Origin of the sequence: Rhodococcus mengyinensis (assembly GCF_048381435.1) — a bacterium.
Lineage (GTDB): Bacteria > Actinomycetota > Actinomycetes > Mycobacteriales > Mycobacteriaceae > Rhodococcus_F > Rhodococcus_F opacus_D.
In genome coordinates this window covers 86,397-103,212 of sequence record NZ_JBLWIT010000127.1, presented here as the reverse complement: position 1 = coordinate 103,212, position 16,816 = coordinate 86,397, and the positions used below count along the sequence as shown (strand labels likewise).

The window sequence follows — 16,816 nt, the reverse complement described above, 5'->3', positions numbered from 1 at the left end:
GGATCAACGGTCACCCGCCGATACCTGACTGCCAATTCAAATGTGAACTACGCCCCCGGATCCTGATTTCTCAGGACCCGGGGACCGAAACCTAGTTCGCGAGGTCGTCGACCGTCGCCGCTTCGTTCCGGGACAAGTTGATGCCCAGGTTCGCTGCGGCCCGCTCCAGGTCCTCGTCGTCGCCGTCCGCCATCGCGATGGCCGCGCCGTCCGAGGACAGCACCTCCACGTTGAGGCAGAGCGACTGGAGCTCCTTCAGGAGCACCTTGAACGACTCGGGGATGCCCGGCTCGGGGATGTTCTCGCCCTTGACGATGGCCTCGTACACCTTGACTCGACCCACCACGTCGTCCGACTTGATGGTGAGCAGCTCCTGCAGCGTGTATGCCGCGCCGTAGGCCTGCATCGCCCAGCACTCCATCTCACCGAAGCGCTGGCCACCGAACTGGGCCTTACCGCCGAGCGGCTGCTGGGTGATCATCGAGTACGGACCGGTCGAACGAGCGTGGATCTTGTCGTCGACCAGGTGGTGCAGCTTGATGATGTACATGTAGCCGACCGAGACCGGGTACGGGAACGGCTCGCCGGAACGGCCGTCGAACAACGTGGCCTTTCCGTCGGACGCGACCATGACCTCGCCGTCGCGGTTCGGCAGCGTCGAACCGAGGAGACCGGTGAGCTCGTCTTCCTTGGCGCCGTCGAACACCGGGGTAGCGATGTTGGAGTCGGCAGGTGCAGACAGCATCTCCTCCGGCAGCTGCTCCGCCCAATCGGGACGGGAGCCGTCGCCGGCGATCTGAACGTTCCAGCCGGTCTTGCCGATCCACCCGAGGTGGGTCTCCAAGATCTGACCGATGTTCATACGACGCGGAACACCGTGGGTGTTCAGAATGATGTCGACCGGAGTGCCGTCGGGCAGGAACGGCATGTCCTCCTGCGGGAGAATCTTGCCGATGACGCCCTTGTTGCCGTGGCGGCCGGCGAGCTTGTCGCCGTCCTGGATCTTGCGCTTCTGTGCCACGTAGACGCGGACCAGCTCGTTGACACCGGGGGGCAGATCGTCGTCGTCGTCGCGCGAGAACACGCGAATGCCGATGACCTTGCCGGTCTCACCGTGGGGAACCTTCAGCGACGTGTCGCGAACCTCGCGGGCCTTCTCACCGAAGATGGCGCGCAGCAGGCGCTCCTCGGGGGTCAGCTCGGTCTCGCCCTTCGGCGTGACCTTTCCGACCAGCACGTCACCGTCACGAACCTCGGCACCGATACGGATGATGCCGCGCTCGTCGAGGTCGGCGAGGACCTCGTCGGAGACGTTCGGGATGTCGCGAGTGATCTCCTCGGCACCGAGCTTGGTGTCGCGGGCATCGATCTCGTGCTCCTCGATGTGGATCGAGGTCAGGACGTCCTCTTCCACGAGGCGCTGCGACAGAATGATCGCGTCCTCGTAGTTGTGGCCTTCCCACGGCATGATCGCGACGAGCAGGTTCTTGCCGAGCGCCATCTCACCGTTCTCGGTGCAGGGGCCGTCGGCGAGGACCTGTCCGAACTCGACACGCTGTCCCTCGTCCACGATCGGACGCTGGTTGGCGCAGGTGCCCTGGTTCGAACGCGCGAACTTGCGCATCCGGTAGGTCTTGCGGCTGCCATCGTCGGCCATGACCGTGACGTAGTCGGCGGAGACCTCTTCCACGACACCCGTCTTCTCGGTGACGATGACGTCGCCCGCGTCGACGGCGGCACGCAGTTCCATGCCGGTACCGACCAGCGGAGCCTCGCTGCGAACGAGGGGCACCGCCTGACGCTGCATGTTCGCACCCATCAGGGCACGGTTGGCGTCGTCGTGCTCGAGGAACGGAATCATCGCGGTCGCGACGGACACCATCTGTCGCGGCGAGACGTCCATGTAGTCGATCTCGGCGGACGAGACGAACTCGACCTCGCCACCCTTACGACGGACCAGAATGCGATCGTCCGTGAAGTGACCGTTGGCGTCGAGGGCCGAGTTGGCCTGGGCGACGACGTGGCGGTCCTCTTCGTCCGCGGTCAGGTAGTCGACCTGGTCGGTGACCTGACCGTTTTCGACCTTGCGGTACGGCGTCTCGATGAAGCCGAACGGGTTGACCCGTGCGTACACCGACAGCGAACCGATCAGACCGATGTTCGGACCCTCAGGGGTCTCGATCGGGCACATGCGGCCGTAGTGCGACGGGTGAACGTCTCGCACCTCGAGGCCGGCGCGTTCACGGGACAGACCACCGGGGCCGAGGGCGGACAGACGACGCTTGTGCGTCAGCCCCGACAGCGGGTTGTTCTGGTCCATGAACTGCGACAGCTGGGAGGTTCCGAAGAACTCCTTGATCGCAGCCACGACGGGCCGGATGTTGATCAGCGTCTGCGGCGTGATCGCCTCGACGTCCTGGGTGGTCATGCGCTCACGAACCACTCGCTCCATGCGGGACAGGCCCACGCGGATCTGGTTCTGGATGAGCTCACCGACCGTGCGCAGACGACGGTTACCGAAGTGGTCGATGTCGTCGACCTCGACGGGCACCGCACTGCCGCCGGGGGCGGTCATCTCGGTGTCACCGGCGTGCAGGCGCACCAGGTACTCGATGGTGGCGACGATGTCTTCCTCGGTGAGGGTCGACGCGACGATCGGCTGTCCGAGGTTCAGGCCCAGCTTCTTGTTGATCTTGTAGCGACCCACGCGAGCCAAGTCGTAGCGCTTGTCCTTGAAGAACAGGTTCTCCAGGAGCGTCTGCGCGCTCTCCTTGGTCGGCGGCTCGCCCGGACGCAGCTTGCGGTAGATGTCGAGCAGCGCCTCGTCGGTGCCGGCGGTGTTGTCCTTCTCGAGCGTCGCCATGAGGATCTCCGAGAAGCCGAAGCGCTCGGTGATCTGCTCGGTGGTCCAGCCGAGGGCCTTCAGCAGCACGGTGACGGGCTGGCGGCGCTTGCGGTCGATGCGGACGCCGACCGTGTCACGCTTGTCCACGTCGAACTCGAGCCATGCACCACGGCCCGGGATGACCTTGACGCTGTGCAGGTCCTTCTCGGTGCCCTTGTCGACGGAGTGGTCGAAGTAGACGCCGGGGGAACGCACCAGCTGCGAGACCACGACACGCTCGGTGCCGTTGATGATGAACGTGCCCTTGTCGGTCATCATCGGGAAGTCGCCCATGAAGACCGTCTGGCTCTTGATCTCACCGGTGTTGTTGTTGATGAACTCCGCGGTCACGAACAACGGCGCCGCGTAGGTCATGTCTTTGTCTTTGCACTCGTCCGTCGAGGCCTTCACCTCGTCGAAACGCGGGTCCGAGAAGGACAGAGACATCGAGCCCGAGAAATCCTCGATCGGAGAAAGCTCCGCGAGAATGTCCTCGAGACCTCCGGAGATTGCGCTGTCGCCACGAGCGGCGGCGCGTTCGCGCCAGCTCTGCGCACCGATCAACCACTCGAACGAATCGGTTTGTACATCAAGAAGCCCGGGAACTTCGAGGGGTTCGCGAATCTTTGCGAACGAAACCCTCTTCGGGGCTCCGGGGATTCCGGAAACTGCCTTGGTCTGGCTAGAGACTGCCAAGATGCGTCCTTCCAGCACCTCACGCGGGCCGCTCTTGCTGTTGCGACCGCCGCTGTATCTGCTTCGAATTTCGCTGGTCACAACCCGAACGAAACTCGTCACAGTTGCTGAAGAGTGAATCACTTCGCAGCGGTGCGGACGAGGGGTGGACAGGAGGCAGCCAGCGCAACGTCCAAAAGTACACCCAAACTCAGTAGATGTCGAGTCGGGCACCCGAAACAGCACCCAGCCGGGCGCTTGGCCACGCGTCACTGCGCATGTTCACGCATCAGAGTGACGCGTGATCATCGCGGCGTCAAGAGTTAGGGGGCGTGTCGCGTCGTTTCGCGAGGCCCGGGACAGTTCACGCCGCCCCTTCCCAGCCGCTGACGGGCGGTGAACAATATGCGCACGCGATCGCCGTCGATTTCTCGAGGGAAGCAGAGCCGTGACGCGCTGGAGTTCGTTCGTCGTCGCCCGTCCGAAGCTGGTCCTGGCCGCCACGGTGCTGCTGGTGCTGCTCGGTGGGGCGTGGGGATCGGGCGTGTTCGACCGGCTGAGCCTCGGCGGGTACACCGATCCGGGCAGCGAATCCGCGGCCGTGGAGCGCCTGATCGAGGGGACGTTCGGACGGCAGACCCCCGATCTGGCGGTCACCTACCACGCACGTCCGGGTGCGACGATCGAGGATCTCGGTCCCGAGGTGGCCGCCCACCTCGCGCAAATCGACCCCGGAGTGCTCGCCAACACTCCCCTGTCGTACTGGTCGGCGCCGCCACAGGCGAAGGAGTTCCTGCGGTCCACCGACGGCACCGAGGGACTGGTGGTGCTGTCGCTGAGCGGCGACGAGAACACTCGTATCGCGGCGTACCACGATCTCGAACCCCTGCTGGTCATCGACGGCACGGACGCGGAGTTCAGCGGCTTCAGTGCGGCAGCCAACGCCTTCAACGAGGTGTCCGAAAGTGATCTGCTGCGAGCCGAGGCGGTGTCGTTCCCGCTTCTGCTGCTCCTTCTGCTCGTCATCTTCGGCGGCCTCGTCGGCGCAGCCGTCCCGCTGTGCGTCGGCGGTCTCGCGATCCTCGGCGCCCTCGGCGCCCTGCGCGTGATCTCGTACTTCACCGAGGTCAGCGCATTCTCTGTGAACATCGCGAGCCTCGTCGGGCTCGGCATGTCCATCGATTACGGATTGTTCGTCGTGACCCGGTTCCGCGAGGAGCTGCGGTCCGGCTCCCGCACCGACGACGCCGTCCGCCGGACGCTCGCCACGGCCGGCCGGACCGTGGGGTTCTCCGCCCTCCTCCTCGTGTGCGGTTTCGTGGGCATGCTCGTGTTTCCCCAGGCCATCGTCCGGTCGTTCGCCTACGGCGGGATGGCAGCCATCGGGATCGCCGCCGTGCTGTCGCTGTCGGCGCTGCCCGCGGCACTCGCTCTGCTCGGGCCGCGCATCAACTCGCTGACGTGGCGACCGGGAGTGGTCGAACGCGGCGAAGACCGGGCGCACCGGTTCTGGGGCGGCGTCGCCGCCCGCGTCATGCGGCGGCCCGTCCCGATCGCGACGGCCATCGTCGCGGGGCTGCTCGTGCTCGCCGCGCCCCTCACAGGCGCATCACTGGGTGATCTCGACCACACCGGACTGCCCGCGGCTCACCCGCTCCGGCTCGCCGTCCAGGATCTCGCCACCGACTTTCCACTCGCCAACAACGGGGCGACGCTGGTCCTGCAGGGCAGCGACGGCAAGGCCCCGCCGCCGGCCGCCACGGCGGAGTTCTTCCGGGCGACGGCCGCGGTCGACGGCGTCCAGCGGGTGGTCCCGGTCGGCGCCACCGACACGTTCGTCGCCATCCGGGCCATCTTCGGCGACGCCGACCGCACGACGGGGGCCATGGCGACGGCCGCCGCACTGCGCGACCTCCCGCCCCCGGAAGGCACCGAGAAGATGCTGGGCGGGCTGAACGCCCTGACCGCCGACGGACTGGACGCGATGGCCGCGGGACTGCCGTGGATGATCGGGATCATGGTGGGCGTCACCTTCGTGCTGATGCTGCTGGCGTTCCGGTCCGTGGTGCTGCCCCTGAAGGCGATCGCGATGGCCACTCTGAGCCTCGCCGCCTCGTTCGGCGTGCTCACGTGGATCTTCGAGGACGGTCACGGGGCCGAATTTCTGGGCGTGACGCCGGGACCGCTGCCCGCGACGATGGTCGTCCTCATCATCGCGGTGGTGTTCGGGCTCTCCACCGACTACGAGATCTTCCTGATGTCGCGAATGGTCGAGGCCCACGACAAGGGGGCATCGACCGAAGAGGCCGTGCGGATCGGCACGGCACATACGGGGCGCATCGTGACGGCGGCCGCCGCGCTGCTGATCGTCGTCACCGGCGCGTTCACGCTCTCGGAACTGACGATGATGCGATTCATCGGGCTCGGCATGATCGTCGCGCTGCTCATCGACGCCACCGTCATCCGCATGATGCTGGTGCCCGCCCTGGTGAAGCTGATGGGTGAGGCCAACTGGTGGGCGCCGGGATTCCTGGCACGGAAAACACCTACCCCCGGTTCACCGGAGCATCCGAAACCGACACCGCAGCAACAGATTCCCATCCAATCGTGAAGACGATCGGATGCGAATCGGTTTACTCTGCCGGAGAGGGCAATTCAGCACTCACCCGTCCGGAGCGCACGGATCCCGTTCCAGCTCAAATCTTTCCGGGCGGCAGGATCAGCCCTCGCTGTCGGAGATGTCGGACAGCACCCACTTGCCGTCGATCTTCTCCATCTTGATCGACAGCGGGGTCGCAGCACTGCCCTGAGCCACGGCGTCACCGGTGGCGCTGACGTTCATGTGCGCGAGCAGTTCGGCCCGGTCGCCGTCGAGCATCGTGACCCCGATGTCGGTGACGGAGGCCTGGGTGGCCGTCTTGGTCTGAATGGCGGCCTCTTTGGTGGTGCCGGCGGTCGAGTCGAATTCGTCACGCTTGGCGTCGTTGAGGTAGCCGCGCGCCTTCTCGAAGTCCTGATCGATGCTCTCATAGCTGTACGTGTACAGCGTCTCGATCGCCTCCGTTCCCGCCTTGGTCACCTCGGCGGTACCGCCTTCGTCGACCCAGGCGGTGTTCGTGATGTCTGCGCCGGGCTTGAAAGCCGCGACCACCGCGAAGACCCCGAGCACCACCGCCACGGCTCCGAGGATCCCGACGAGCTTCCAGGTGATCCGACTGGACCCGCTGTCGGCCGCCGCGGTCTCGGCGGCGGGGGCCTGCTGCTTGCTGATGCGCGGTTGAAGGTTGGCAACCTTCGCCTTTCCCGCGGACGCGGCCTTCGCCGTCGACACCGGCTTGGCCAACGACACAGTCGTGTCCGTGCCGGAGGTCTTCGCCGTCTCGGTTTCGGCCTTCGCCACCGGTTCCGTCTTCTTCGCCGGTTCCGGCTTCGTCACCGGCTCCGTATCAGCGACCGGGGTTTCCGGTCGGGGCGGCTTCGGCGTCGACTGACGGGTCCCCGCCACGCGCGGACGCCTGCCCTTTGCAGCGCTGTCCGGCACGTTGTTTCGGCGCTTGGGGGGCATAGTTCACCACTTTCTCATTGCACGACGAGCTGTCGTCGACGTGGACACCGCAGCGACATGCCGCCGCGGCACATCAGGACTACTGACCGCCGCTGTCGCCTTCGGGGGCCTGTTCGGCCGGCGCCTGCTCGGCGGGAGCCGGTTCGGTGGGGGCCGGGGCGGGAGCCGCGCCGTCGGCGGGCACCGGTCCGCTCTCGAGCGGAATACGCCCGCCCACCGGTTCGACCGACGAGGCCTTCCAGACCCCGTCCACGTCCTGGACGTCCATCCGCATCGTCACCTTGGCCTTGTCGAAGCGGTCGGGCCACGTGGTGGTGACTGCCACGACGACCAGTGCCTTCGCGGTGCCGTCGTCGGTGTTCAGTTCCGTGAGTGTGCCCTGGATCAGCTCGGCCTTGCTCGCCGCACCGGATTGACGCATCTGGTCGGTGAACCCGTCCATCGTCGCCTGGAGGTCCTGGTTCATCTTGTCGCCCGTGATCGACGACTTCATGTTCTCGAAGGATCCGTCGAGGTCTTTCGAATCGACCGAGTTGAGGTTGATCGCGGCCTGCTGGGCGCCTGTCAACGCGGAATCGCGCGCGTCGGCGATCGGCTTGTCCACGAAGAGAGCGCGCGCCCACCCGAAGCCAAACCATCCGGCTGCGACAACCGCGATCACCACCAGTGCGGTCACCGCAGCAAACGAGGCCTTCAGAGTTCTGTCCTTCCCCGGAGCCGGTTGTCCCGACTCCGGGGGCGTGGTAATTCGCGTCACACCAATACCCTACTGATTGTTTTCTTCTACTCGCCCTCGGCCGGAACCGAATACTACTTGGGAGTAACCCCGAGGAGCGGTGCGAGCTGCGTTGCGATGGGATTCAAGTTGAGAGTGTCAGGCATGACCTTCGGCTTGAAATCCCACGGCTGGATCGTGTCCGGATCGGCGAACACGATGCGGTCTGCACTTCGCACACCCGTCACGCTTCCCTGGGGAGCGTCGCAGTTGGCCTTCGTGTTGTACGGGAAGTCCTGCTGGGTGTCGTCGAAGTTCGGGTCCTGCCGCTTCATCTCGGCCAGGATCTCCTGTGTCCCTTCGTAACCGAGTGTGCACGACGGCGGATTGTTGGTTTCCAGGACGATGCCCTGATGCACCGTGCCGTCGCCGGGGGCCACGGTCGACGCGGACGCCGCGATAGCAGGCAGGAACATCAGGATCGGCCGCAGCGCGATCGCCTGCGGAGCCAGCTTGTCGCCGACCGCGGCGAGGTTCGTCAGGTCGGTGGTGAGACTCGGACCGATCTGGTTCACCAGCAGACCGACCTCGTCGCTCGCCGGAATTCCCTTGTCGATGACCGCGCGGAGATCGGGGTCGCTGGTCCGCAGCTGCGCCGCAACCGCGTCGAGATCCGAACTGAACTGGACGATCGCGGAGGACTGATCGGACTGCGTCGCCAGCACCGTCTGGCTGTCCCGGATGAGGGCCAGCGTCTGCGGGAGAACGTCGAGTCCGTCCTTCGTCAGCGTCGACAGAGAGTCCGCGAGCGTCTGCAGATCTTCGCCCTTGCCGTTGAATGCCGTTCCCAGCTGGGTGACGACCGTGCGCAGCGAGTCGACCGGAACCGACCGGACCAGACCGTCGGTGGCCATCAGCACCTGCTCGACCGGAACAGGTGTCGACGTGTCGGCCTCGGTGATCACCGAGCCCTGTTCGAGGAACGGCCCCTGGTCGCTGTCGGGCTGAAGGTCGACGTACTGCTCACCGATCGCGGATCGGTTGGCGACGACGGCCTTGGCCGACGCCGGGATGTCGGGCCCACCCGAGGAGATCTTCAACTCGACGTTGATTCCGTCCGCGGTCAGGGACAGGTCGCCGACACGGCCGACGGGAACTCCGCGGTACGTGACCTCGGCGTTGGTGAAGATGCCGCCGGAGTCCTTGAACTGCGCGTTCACGTCGTACTCACCGAACCCGAGCAGATTGTCGAGGCGGACGTACTTGGCGCCGACGTAAACCAGCCCGAGCATCGCCACGATGGCGAACGCAACGAGCTGGATCCTGACCAGTCGTGACCTCACTGTCCACCCCCTATTCCGAACTGCTCCAGCAGTCCCCCGAGCGGGTTCTGCGGCGGCGGCGCTGCACCGTCCGTCGTGCCGTTCCCTGCGCCACCGTTGCCTGCCGCAGGCGCGGTGCCGGGGAGACCCGGGATCCGCAGGCCCGTCGGGGCGGGGATGATCGGCGGAATCGGCAGCAGCGACACCGTCGGCCATCCCGGCTTGGGCCCGTTGCCGTTGTAGTACGGGTTCGAGGGATCGACGATCGGCTTGGGCTCACCGAACTTCGGCGGCACGTACACCGGGTCGCCCTGACCGACGCCGAGTGCGCTGAGCGCATCGCCGATCTGCAGGTCGACCGTGAGGAACAGGTTGACCGATCCGCCGAGCGCGATCTTCTCGACACCGTCCGGGAACGGGACGGTCGGGATGAACGCGAGCGAGTTGGGCAGGTCGTCGCCGGACTCGGCGAGCGCCTTCAGCGTCGGCCGCAGCGCGAGGAGGTCCGCGATCAGATCGTTCTTCGACCGGTTGATCACGTCCGTGCCGACGGTGCCGAGCCGGTCCAGTTGCGTGAGCATCTGGGTGAGCTGCGGTCGCTGCTCGTTGAGCACTTCGGCGGCGATCGGGAGCTGGTCGAGGATCAGCCCGATCTTCTCGTTCTGTTCGTTCACCCGCGTGGTCAGGGTGTCGAGGCCGTCCAGGGCGCGGGTGATGTCGTCGCGCTGCTGGTTGAGACCGTCGATGAGCGTGTTCGCCTGCTCGAGAAGTCCCCGGACACGATCCTCACGCCCGTCGAGTGCGGTGGTCAGTTCGTGCACGATCGGCTGCAGCTGGCCGACGCCGCCGCCGTTGAGCAGCAGCGACAGCGCGCCGAGTACCTGCTCGATCTCCGTGGCGTGCCGGGTGCGATCGAGCGAGATCGTGTCGCCGTCCTCGAGCCGCGCGGGATCCTTGTCTTCCGGCGGTTCGGACAGCTGGACGAACTTCTCGCCGAGCAGGTTGGTCTGCTCGATGGCGGCGACCGCGTTGGCCGCGAGATCGACGGACGAGTCGAGGACGACCTCCACATCGGCTGTCCAGCCGTCCGGGGCCACCTTGATCGATTCGACCCGGCCCACCGGAACACCGTCGACCTTGACAGCGGACTGCGGGACGAGGTCGAGGACGTCGTCGAACTGGATCGTCAGGTGCATCGGGTGGTCACCGACATCCGGGCCGCCCGGCAGCGGAACTCCGTAGATTCCCTCCGACGAGCAGGACGTCACTGCGATGGCGACGGCGCACGCACCGGCGCCGAGGATTACCGACCGCTTCATTCGCCCTCACCACCCGTTGCGCCTTCGAATCGCGGCGACACGACACCCGGCACCGTGCCGGGCGTGACCGTCCGCTGAATGTTGTCCGCACTCATGATCCCGAACGGAAGCACGAGCGACGGCGTCTTCGCCGATTGCGTGATCTGCGACGTGATGTTGGCGCAGTTGTCGATCAGCGGCTGCATCTGACGCCCGAGTTGCTCGAAGCGCGGATCGCCGGGTACCAGCTTGCCGAGGTCGATCAACTTGCACGCGACGCCGGCCGGGTCCTGCAGATCCGGGAACGCCAGGCGCGAGGCCAGGTTGCCGGACTCCGCGTCGTAGGAGTTAGCCAGGTTGCTGATCGCCAGCGGAAGCAGGGTCAGCGAATTGACCAGCGACTCGCGGTTGTCCGCGAGGGTCTGCGTCACCGGAACCAGATCGTCCACGTTCTCGGCGAGGATCTCCCGGTTGTCGGCCACGAACTTCGAGACGTCACCCAGGGCGATCGCCAGCTGGTTCAGGGCGGCACCGAGGTTCTCCCGCTCCCCCGCAAGGAATCCGGACAGGTCGGACAGCTGGGAGTTGAAGTCGCGGACCTGCTGATCGTTGGCCGCCAGCGCACCCACGAACACCTGGAGGTTCTTGACAGTGTCGAACAGATCGCCGCGGCTCTCGTTGAGCGTGCGGGCGGCGTCGGACAGCTGATTGATGCTCTGCCCCAGCGCCTCTCCGTTGCCGTCGAGGTTGGCCGCGCCGGTCTCGACGAACTGTGACAGCGCGCCTTCCTTGTTCGCCCCGTCCGGGCCGAGAGCGGTGGACAGCTTCTCGATGCTCGCGTACAGCTCGTCCACCTCGACGGGGGTGGCAGTGCGGTCACGCGAGATGACGGCGCCGCTCTGCATCGTGTCGCCGCCCGTGTAGGCAGGCGCGAGCTGGATGTAGCGGTCGGACACCACGGACGGCGTGACCTGGGCTGCCTTGGCGTCGGCGGGGATGTCGACGCCACGGTCGACGCGCAGGTCGACCTTCACCTGGTCGCCCTGCGGTTCGACACCGTCGACGGATCCGACCTTCACACCGAGGATCCGCACGTCGGAACCCTCGTAGATGCCCACCGACTTGTCGAAGTACGCGGTGATCTGCGTGGTGCCTGCGCGGGTGAACAACCACCACAGGGCCCCGGCGATCACCAGCGCGACGATGACGATTCCTGCGATGAGGGCGACCCCGCCGCGTCCGCCGCGTTCGGCTCCGTTCTCGACGTCTGCCATCAGTTACCCCCCAACGTGCGGACGGGATCGCGCGGACCGGGAATGTCGGGCAGACCCGGCGGCAGGAGGTTCACCACGACCTGGTCGAACCAGCGACCGTTACCGACCACGTTCGTGTACAGGCGGACGAACGGCTCGTACAGTTTCATCGCCTTGTCCAGGTTCTCGTTATTGGCCTTGAGGATCTCGACGACACCGTCGAGCTGTTCGAGTGCGGGACCGATGGCGGCCTCGTTGTCGCGCACGAGTCCGGTCAGCTGCTGCGACAGCCGCTGAGTTCCGGTGAGCAGCTGAGAGATCGACTGCTGACGGCTGTTGAGCTCACCGAGCAGCAGACCGGCGTCGCTGATCAACCGGTTGAATTCGGCATTGCGGTCGGCGAGGACCTTGGTGGTCTTGCCCGTCGCGTCGAACAACTTCTGCAGTTCCTGATCGCGGCTGGCGATGGTCTGCGACAGCCTGCTCACACCGTCCAGGGAGGCTCGGATCTCCGTGGGAGTTCCCTCGAACGCCTGCGACAGCGTCACCATGCTCTGTGCGAGCTGATCGGAGTCGATGTCACCCACCGTCTGTGCGGCGGCCGAGAACGCCTCGATCACGTCGTACGGAGACGTGGTGCGGTCCAACGGGATCACGTCGCTCGGATTCAGCGTGTCCGAGCCACGGGGGTCGAGGGCCAGGTACTTCTGACCCAGGATCGTCTTGATCTGGATGGACGCCGACGTCTCGTTGCCGACCCACGCGTCCGACACCTTGAAGGCGACGTCCACATGGTCGCCGTCGAGTTCGACGGACGTGACCTTGCCGACCTTGACACCGGCGATCCGGACCTCGTTGGAGGGCTTGAGCCCTGCCGCCTCGGTGAATTCGGCGTGATAGGTCGATCCGGCGCCGATGAACGGCAGCGAATCGAGGAAAAAAGCCGACAGGGTGGCCAACAGCACCACGAGAATACCGAGGGCACCAGCCACTGCCGGGCTGCGACGTCTGCTCATCGTGTCTGCAACTCCTGTAGGCCGTCCTGCGTGCACCGTTTCGCCGAGTTCGTATAGAGCGGCTGGTTGACGGTGGGCAAGCCCGTGGGCAGGTTCAGTTGGGGCGCGGTACCTGGTCCTGCGACGATGTCGACTCCACAGAGGTAGAACTGGAACCAGGATCCGTAACTGGCTGCCCGGCCGAGCTTCTCGAGCTTCACCGGAAGCGTCTGGAGAACGCTGTTGACCGTGTCGGAGTTACGGTTCAACGTCGTCGCCAGCGTGTTCAGCGACGTGATGGATTCCTGGATGGACGGTCGGGTGGGTTCGAGCAGGTCGGCGGTCGCGTCGGTGAGTCCCGCGAGGGACGTCACCGCAGAACCGACGGTTCCCCGCTCGTTCGCCAGGCCCGTGACGAGTTGCTGGGTGTTGACGATCAGCGAATCGAGTTGATCGTCACGCTGATTCACCGTGGCCAGCACGTCGTTGAGGTTGTTGATCACCGCACCGATCACCCGATCCTTGTCGGCGACCGTGTTGGTGAGGCTTGCCGTGTTCTTGACCAGTTCCGTGATGGTTCCCGACTCACCCTGGAACACCTGGATGATCTGGTACGACAACTTGTTCACGTCGTCGGCGCTGAGGGTCTGGAACAGCGGACGGAACCCGTCGAACAGCGTGGTGAGGTTGACGGCAGGCTTAGTCCGCTCCATCGGAATGGTGTCGCCGCCGCTCATCTTCATTCCCTGCTGCCCCTCGCCCTGTTCGAGCGCGATGTAGCGCTGCCCCACGAGGTTCCGGAAGCGGATGGTCGCGGTCGTGCTGGCGGGCAGCCAGTCCCGTTCCGACACCGTGAACTGGACCTCTGCCTCGCGGTCGTCGTGGATCGCGATCTTCTCGACCTGGCCCACGCGCACACCGGCGATGCGGACCTCGTCGCCCTCGTTGAGCGAGGTGACGTCCGAGAAGATCGCGTTGAACTTGGTGCCACCGCCGCCACCGAGGTTGGCGATGGTGGCGGCCAGCAGACCGGTCGCGAGGATGGTGACCACGGCGAACACGATCAGCTTGACCAATGGTGCGGCCAGGCCCCTCACTTGAAGCTCACCTCAGTCCCCCTCATGGTCGGCGCGCCGACGAGTGTCGTCCAACTCGGCACGTCCTCCGGCGCCATGCCCCCGGCCTCGCCGTAGACGACGTCCAACGTGTCCTGCTCCATCTTCGAACCCGCGTAACTCGCGGGTGTGACCTCGGCTCCGTAGCCCGGGACCTGATCGGGGACGCCGGCGGGCGCCGGGAGGAAGTCGATGGTCGACGGGCCGGGATTCCGCGAGGGCACCTGGTAGGCACCGTCGTTGTAGGACGACCCGCCCGGGTACTGCGGGAACTTTCCACCCGGAGCGGTGACGTTGTCATAGCAAGCCGGTCCGCGGTTGTCGAGCAGTCGCGGCTCGTCCTGGTTGGGCACGTAGCGACCCTTCGGATTGACGAACTGCACGCTGGCACGCACGCCCGGGTACGGATCGTCCGGTGCCAGCAGTTCACGGGCGACGGGAGCGGACTTGGCGAAGCCCGCGAACGTGCAGCCGAAGCTCGGCGAGTAACGGCCGAGGATCTGCAGTGCCTCACGCGAATCGGCGGCGATACTGACGATCGATTCGGCGTTGGTCTGCAGGAGATCCGCGGTGCTGGACGCGGTTCCGGTCAGCGACGCAAGCAACGTGGAGATCTCGCCCTGCTTCTCCACCACGGTATTTCCGGTGGTACGCAGGTTGTCGAGGGCGTTGACCAGGTCGGGTGCCGCCTCGGAGTACGTCTGCGAGAAATCTGCCAGACCGCGCAGATCCTCCTGGATGGCAGGAAGTTCAGTGTTCAGCCCGCCGAAGATCTCCTCGAGACGGTCGAGCGTCAGGCCGAGTTCGGCGCCGCGGCCGCTCAGTCCCTGGGACAGCGCGCCGAGCGTATTCGCCAGGTCCTGCGGCGGAATCGCCTGCAGCAGCGGCAGCAGACCGTCGAGAACCTCGCCGACCTCGACGGCGTTGCCGCTCTTGTCCTGACGCAGCGTGTCGCCGGCCTGGATCGGCGGAGCCATGTCGCCCTCGGGAACGATCAGCGACACATAGCGCTCACCGAACAGCGTCTTGGGCAGCAACCGCGCCGTCGTGTTGGACGGAATCAGCTGCGCCTTGTCGGGCTGGATCGCGAGAGCCAGGGTGACCTCGCCCTCCTGGGAGGATGCCGAGCGCACCTCGCCGACGATGAGGCCACGGACCTTCACGTCAGCGTTGGGCGGCAGGGCATTTCCGGCGGTATCGGTGAGGAGGTCGATCTTGACGACCTTGGTGAACGTCTTGTTGAACATGCCGATGGTGAAGACCAGGAACAACGCGAGGACAAGGAAGAACACCAGCCCCAGCACCCGTCGACCCACAACAGATGTCGTGTTGCTCATCCGGCCACCCTCACTGTGGTCGTCGTGCCCCAGATGGCGAGGCTCAGGAAGAAGTCGAGAACGGCGATGGTGACGATCGCGGTGCGGACCGCCCGACCCACGGCCACACCGACACCGGCGGGACCACCGGAGGCGTGATAGCCGTAGTAGCAATGGATCAGGATCAGCACGAACGCGAAGATCAGCACTTTCGCGAACGAATAGAGGACGTCCTGCGGTGGCAGGAACAAATTGAAGTAGTGGTCGTACGAGCCGGTCGACTGGCCGTTGAACACGGTACTGATGATGCGGGACGCGAGGTAGGCCGCGAGCAGACCGACGATGTACAGCGGGATGACAGCGACGAATCCCGCGATCATGCGGGTGGTGACGAGGAACGGCACACTCGGCACCGCCATGACCTCCAGCGCGTCGATCTCCTCCGAGATCCGCATGGCGCCGAGCTGCGCGGTGAAACCGCAACCGACGGTGGCCGAGAGCGCGAGTGCCGCAACGATCGGCGCGATCTCACGGGTATTGACGTAGGCCGACAGGAAGCCGGTGAGCACCGAGCTGCCCAGCTGTTCGAGCGCGGCGAATCCCTGCAGTCCGACGACGACGCCGGTGAAGCCGGACATCATCGCGATGACGCCGATGGTGCCGCCGATGACGGCGAGCGCGCCGCTGCCGAACGTGACCTCGGCGAGCAGCCGGAGCACTTCCTTGCGGTAGTGCACGAGAGTGTGGGGCGACCAGGCGATTGCCCTGGCGTAGAACGACATCTGCTCGCCGGCCCGGTCGAGCACGTTGAGCGGCGCACGACCGACTCGGCGTGCCGCCATCAGAGTCCGGTCACCACGTCCCTTGGCGATTGTCATGGGGTCACGATCCCTTCGCCGGAACGATCTGGAGGTACACCATGGTCAGGATCAGGTTCGCGAAGAACAGCAGCAGGAACGTGATCACCACCGACTGGTTCACCGCGTCACCGACGCCCTTGGGTCCACCCTTCGGATGGAGCCCCTTGTACGCGGCGATGACACCGGCGATGACACCGAAGACGGCCGCCTTGAGCTCGCCGACCCAGATGTCGGGAAGCTGGGCGAAGGCCGAGAACGATGCCAGGTACGCACCGGGATTACCCCCTTGGAGGATGACGTTGAAGAAGTACCCGCCGGCGATACCGACCACGGACACGAGGCCGTTCAGCAGGATCGCGACGAGAACCATGGCAAGCACCCGAGGCACGACGAGTCGCTGAATCGGGTTGATACCGAGAACTTCCATGGCGTCGATCTCTTCGCGGATCGTCCGCGCACCGAGATCCGCCGTGACGGCCGAGCCCGCAGCCCCGGCCACCAGTAGTGCCGTCACCAGCGGGGAACCCTGCTGGATGACGGCGAGCACGCTGGCCGCTCCCGTGAACGACTCTGCACCGAGCTGCTTGATGAGCGATCCGGTCTGCAGTGACACCACTGCGCCGAACGGAATCGCGACCATTGCCGTCGGCAGGATCGTGACGCTGGCGATGAACCAGGCCTGTTCGATGAACTCGCGGAACTGGAACGGCCGCTTGAACGTGTTTCGTGCAACGTCGACAAAGAGCTCGACGATGTTTCCGGCCTGTGTCAGCGCACCGTTGACCGGCCGCAAGACCGAGCTGCGGGTAACCCCCATC

At 65.7% G+C, this 16,816-nt stretch carries 12 protein-coding genes; 1 reads left to right on the top strand and 11 read right to left on the bottom strand.

Annotated elements, in window-relative coordinates; all coding sequences use genetic code 11:
- Positions 1-91 precede the first annotated feature (91 nt).
- Positions 92-3,598: a DNA-directed RNA polymerase subunit beta gene (gene rpoB, locus ACNJ7E_RS29785; RefSeq protein WP_011594854.1), complete on the bottom strand. Its 3,507-nt coding sequence runs from the start codon at positions 3,596-3,598 to the stop codon at positions 92-94.
- Positions 3,599-4,007: 409 nt separating this feature from the next.
- Here rpoB and ACNJ7E_RS29780 point away from each other — a divergent pair, with 409 nt between their 5' ends.
- Positions 4,008-6,170 carry an MMPL family transporter gene (locus ACNJ7E_RS29780; protein WP_418341638.1) on the top strand — a complete coding sequence of 721 codons (2,163 nt, stop codon included), beginning with the start codon at positions 4,008-4,010 and terminating at the stop codon, positions 6,168-6,170.
- A 108-nt stretch (positions 6,171-6,278) separates the two neighbouring features.
- Here ACNJ7E_RS29780 and ACNJ7E_RS29775 read toward each other — a convergent pair whose 3' ends face one another.
- The 10 genes from ACNJ7E_RS29775 to ACNJ7E_RS29730 form a co-directional block, all read right to left on the bottom strand.
- Positions 6,279-7,124, bottom strand: coding sequence for a hypothetical protein (locus ACNJ7E_RS29775; protein WP_418341637.1), 846 nt, complete (start codon positions 7,122-7,124; stop codon positions 6,279-6,281).
- Between the two features lie 79 nt (positions 7,125-7,203).
- Positions 7,204-7,800, bottom strand: coding sequence for a hypothetical protein (locus tag ACNJ7E_RS29770; protein ID WP_007298072.1), 597 nt, complete (start codon positions 7,798-7,800; stop codon positions 7,204-7,206).
- 134 nt (positions 7,801-7,934) lie between these two features.
- Positions 7,935-9,182 carry an MCE family protein gene (locus ACNJ7E_RS29765; RefSeq protein ID WP_418341636.1) on the bottom strand — a complete coding sequence of 416 codons (1,248 nt, stop codon included), beginning with the start codon at positions 9,180-9,182 and terminating at the stop codon, positions 7,935-7,937.
- On the bottom strand, positions 9,179-10,480 hold the full coding sequence (locus ACNJ7E_RS29760) for an MCE family protein (protein ID WP_418341635.1): 1,302 nt from the start codon (positions 10,478-10,480) through the stop codon (positions 9,179-9,181). The genes ACNJ7E_RS29765 and ACNJ7E_RS29760 overlap by 4 nt, the downstream gene beginning before the upstream one ends.
- Positions 10,477-11,733, bottom strand: coding sequence for an MCE family protein (locus ACNJ7E_RS29755; RefSeq protein ID WP_280779927.1), 1,257 nt, complete (start codon positions 11,731-11,733; stop codon positions 10,477-10,479). The genes ACNJ7E_RS29760 and ACNJ7E_RS29755 overlap by 4 nt, the downstream gene beginning before the upstream one ends.
- Positions 11,733-12,728, bottom strand: a complete 996-nt coding sequence (locus ACNJ7E_RS29750) for an MCE family protein (RefSeq protein ID WP_005564073.1) — start codon at positions 12,726-12,728, stop codon at positions 11,733-11,735. Before ACNJ7E_RS29750 ends, ACNJ7E_RS29755 begins: the two co-directional genes overlap by 1 nt.
- The gene (locus tag ACNJ7E_RS29745) at positions 12,725-13,804 is read right to left on the bottom strand and encodes an MCE family protein (RefSeq protein WP_164060599.1); all 1,080 of its coding nucleotides are present in this window, start codon (positions 13,802-13,804) and stop codon (positions 12,725-12,727) included. The genes ACNJ7E_RS29750 and ACNJ7E_RS29745 overlap by 4 nt, the downstream gene beginning before the upstream one ends.
- Positions 13,801-15,159, bottom strand: coding sequence for an MCE family protein (locus ACNJ7E_RS29740; RefSeq protein ID WP_418341634.1), 1,359 nt, complete (start codon positions 15,157-15,159; stop codon positions 13,801-13,803). Before ACNJ7E_RS29740 ends, ACNJ7E_RS29745 begins: the two co-directional genes overlap by 4 nt.
- Positions 15,156-16,016, bottom strand: coding sequence for an MlaE family ABC transporter permease (locus ACNJ7E_RS29735; protein ID WP_025433123.1), 861 nt, complete (start codon positions 16,014-16,016; stop codon positions 15,156-15,158). The genes ACNJ7E_RS29740 and ACNJ7E_RS29735 overlap by 4 nt, the downstream gene beginning before the upstream one ends.
- Positions 16,017-16,020: 4 nt before the next feature.
- Positions 16,021-16,815, bottom strand: a complete 795-nt coding sequence (locus ACNJ7E_RS29730; RefSeq protein WP_005252107.1) for an MlaE family ABC transporter permease — start codon at positions 16,813-16,815, stop codon at positions 16,021-16,023.
- Position 16,816: the final 1 nt, after the last annotated feature.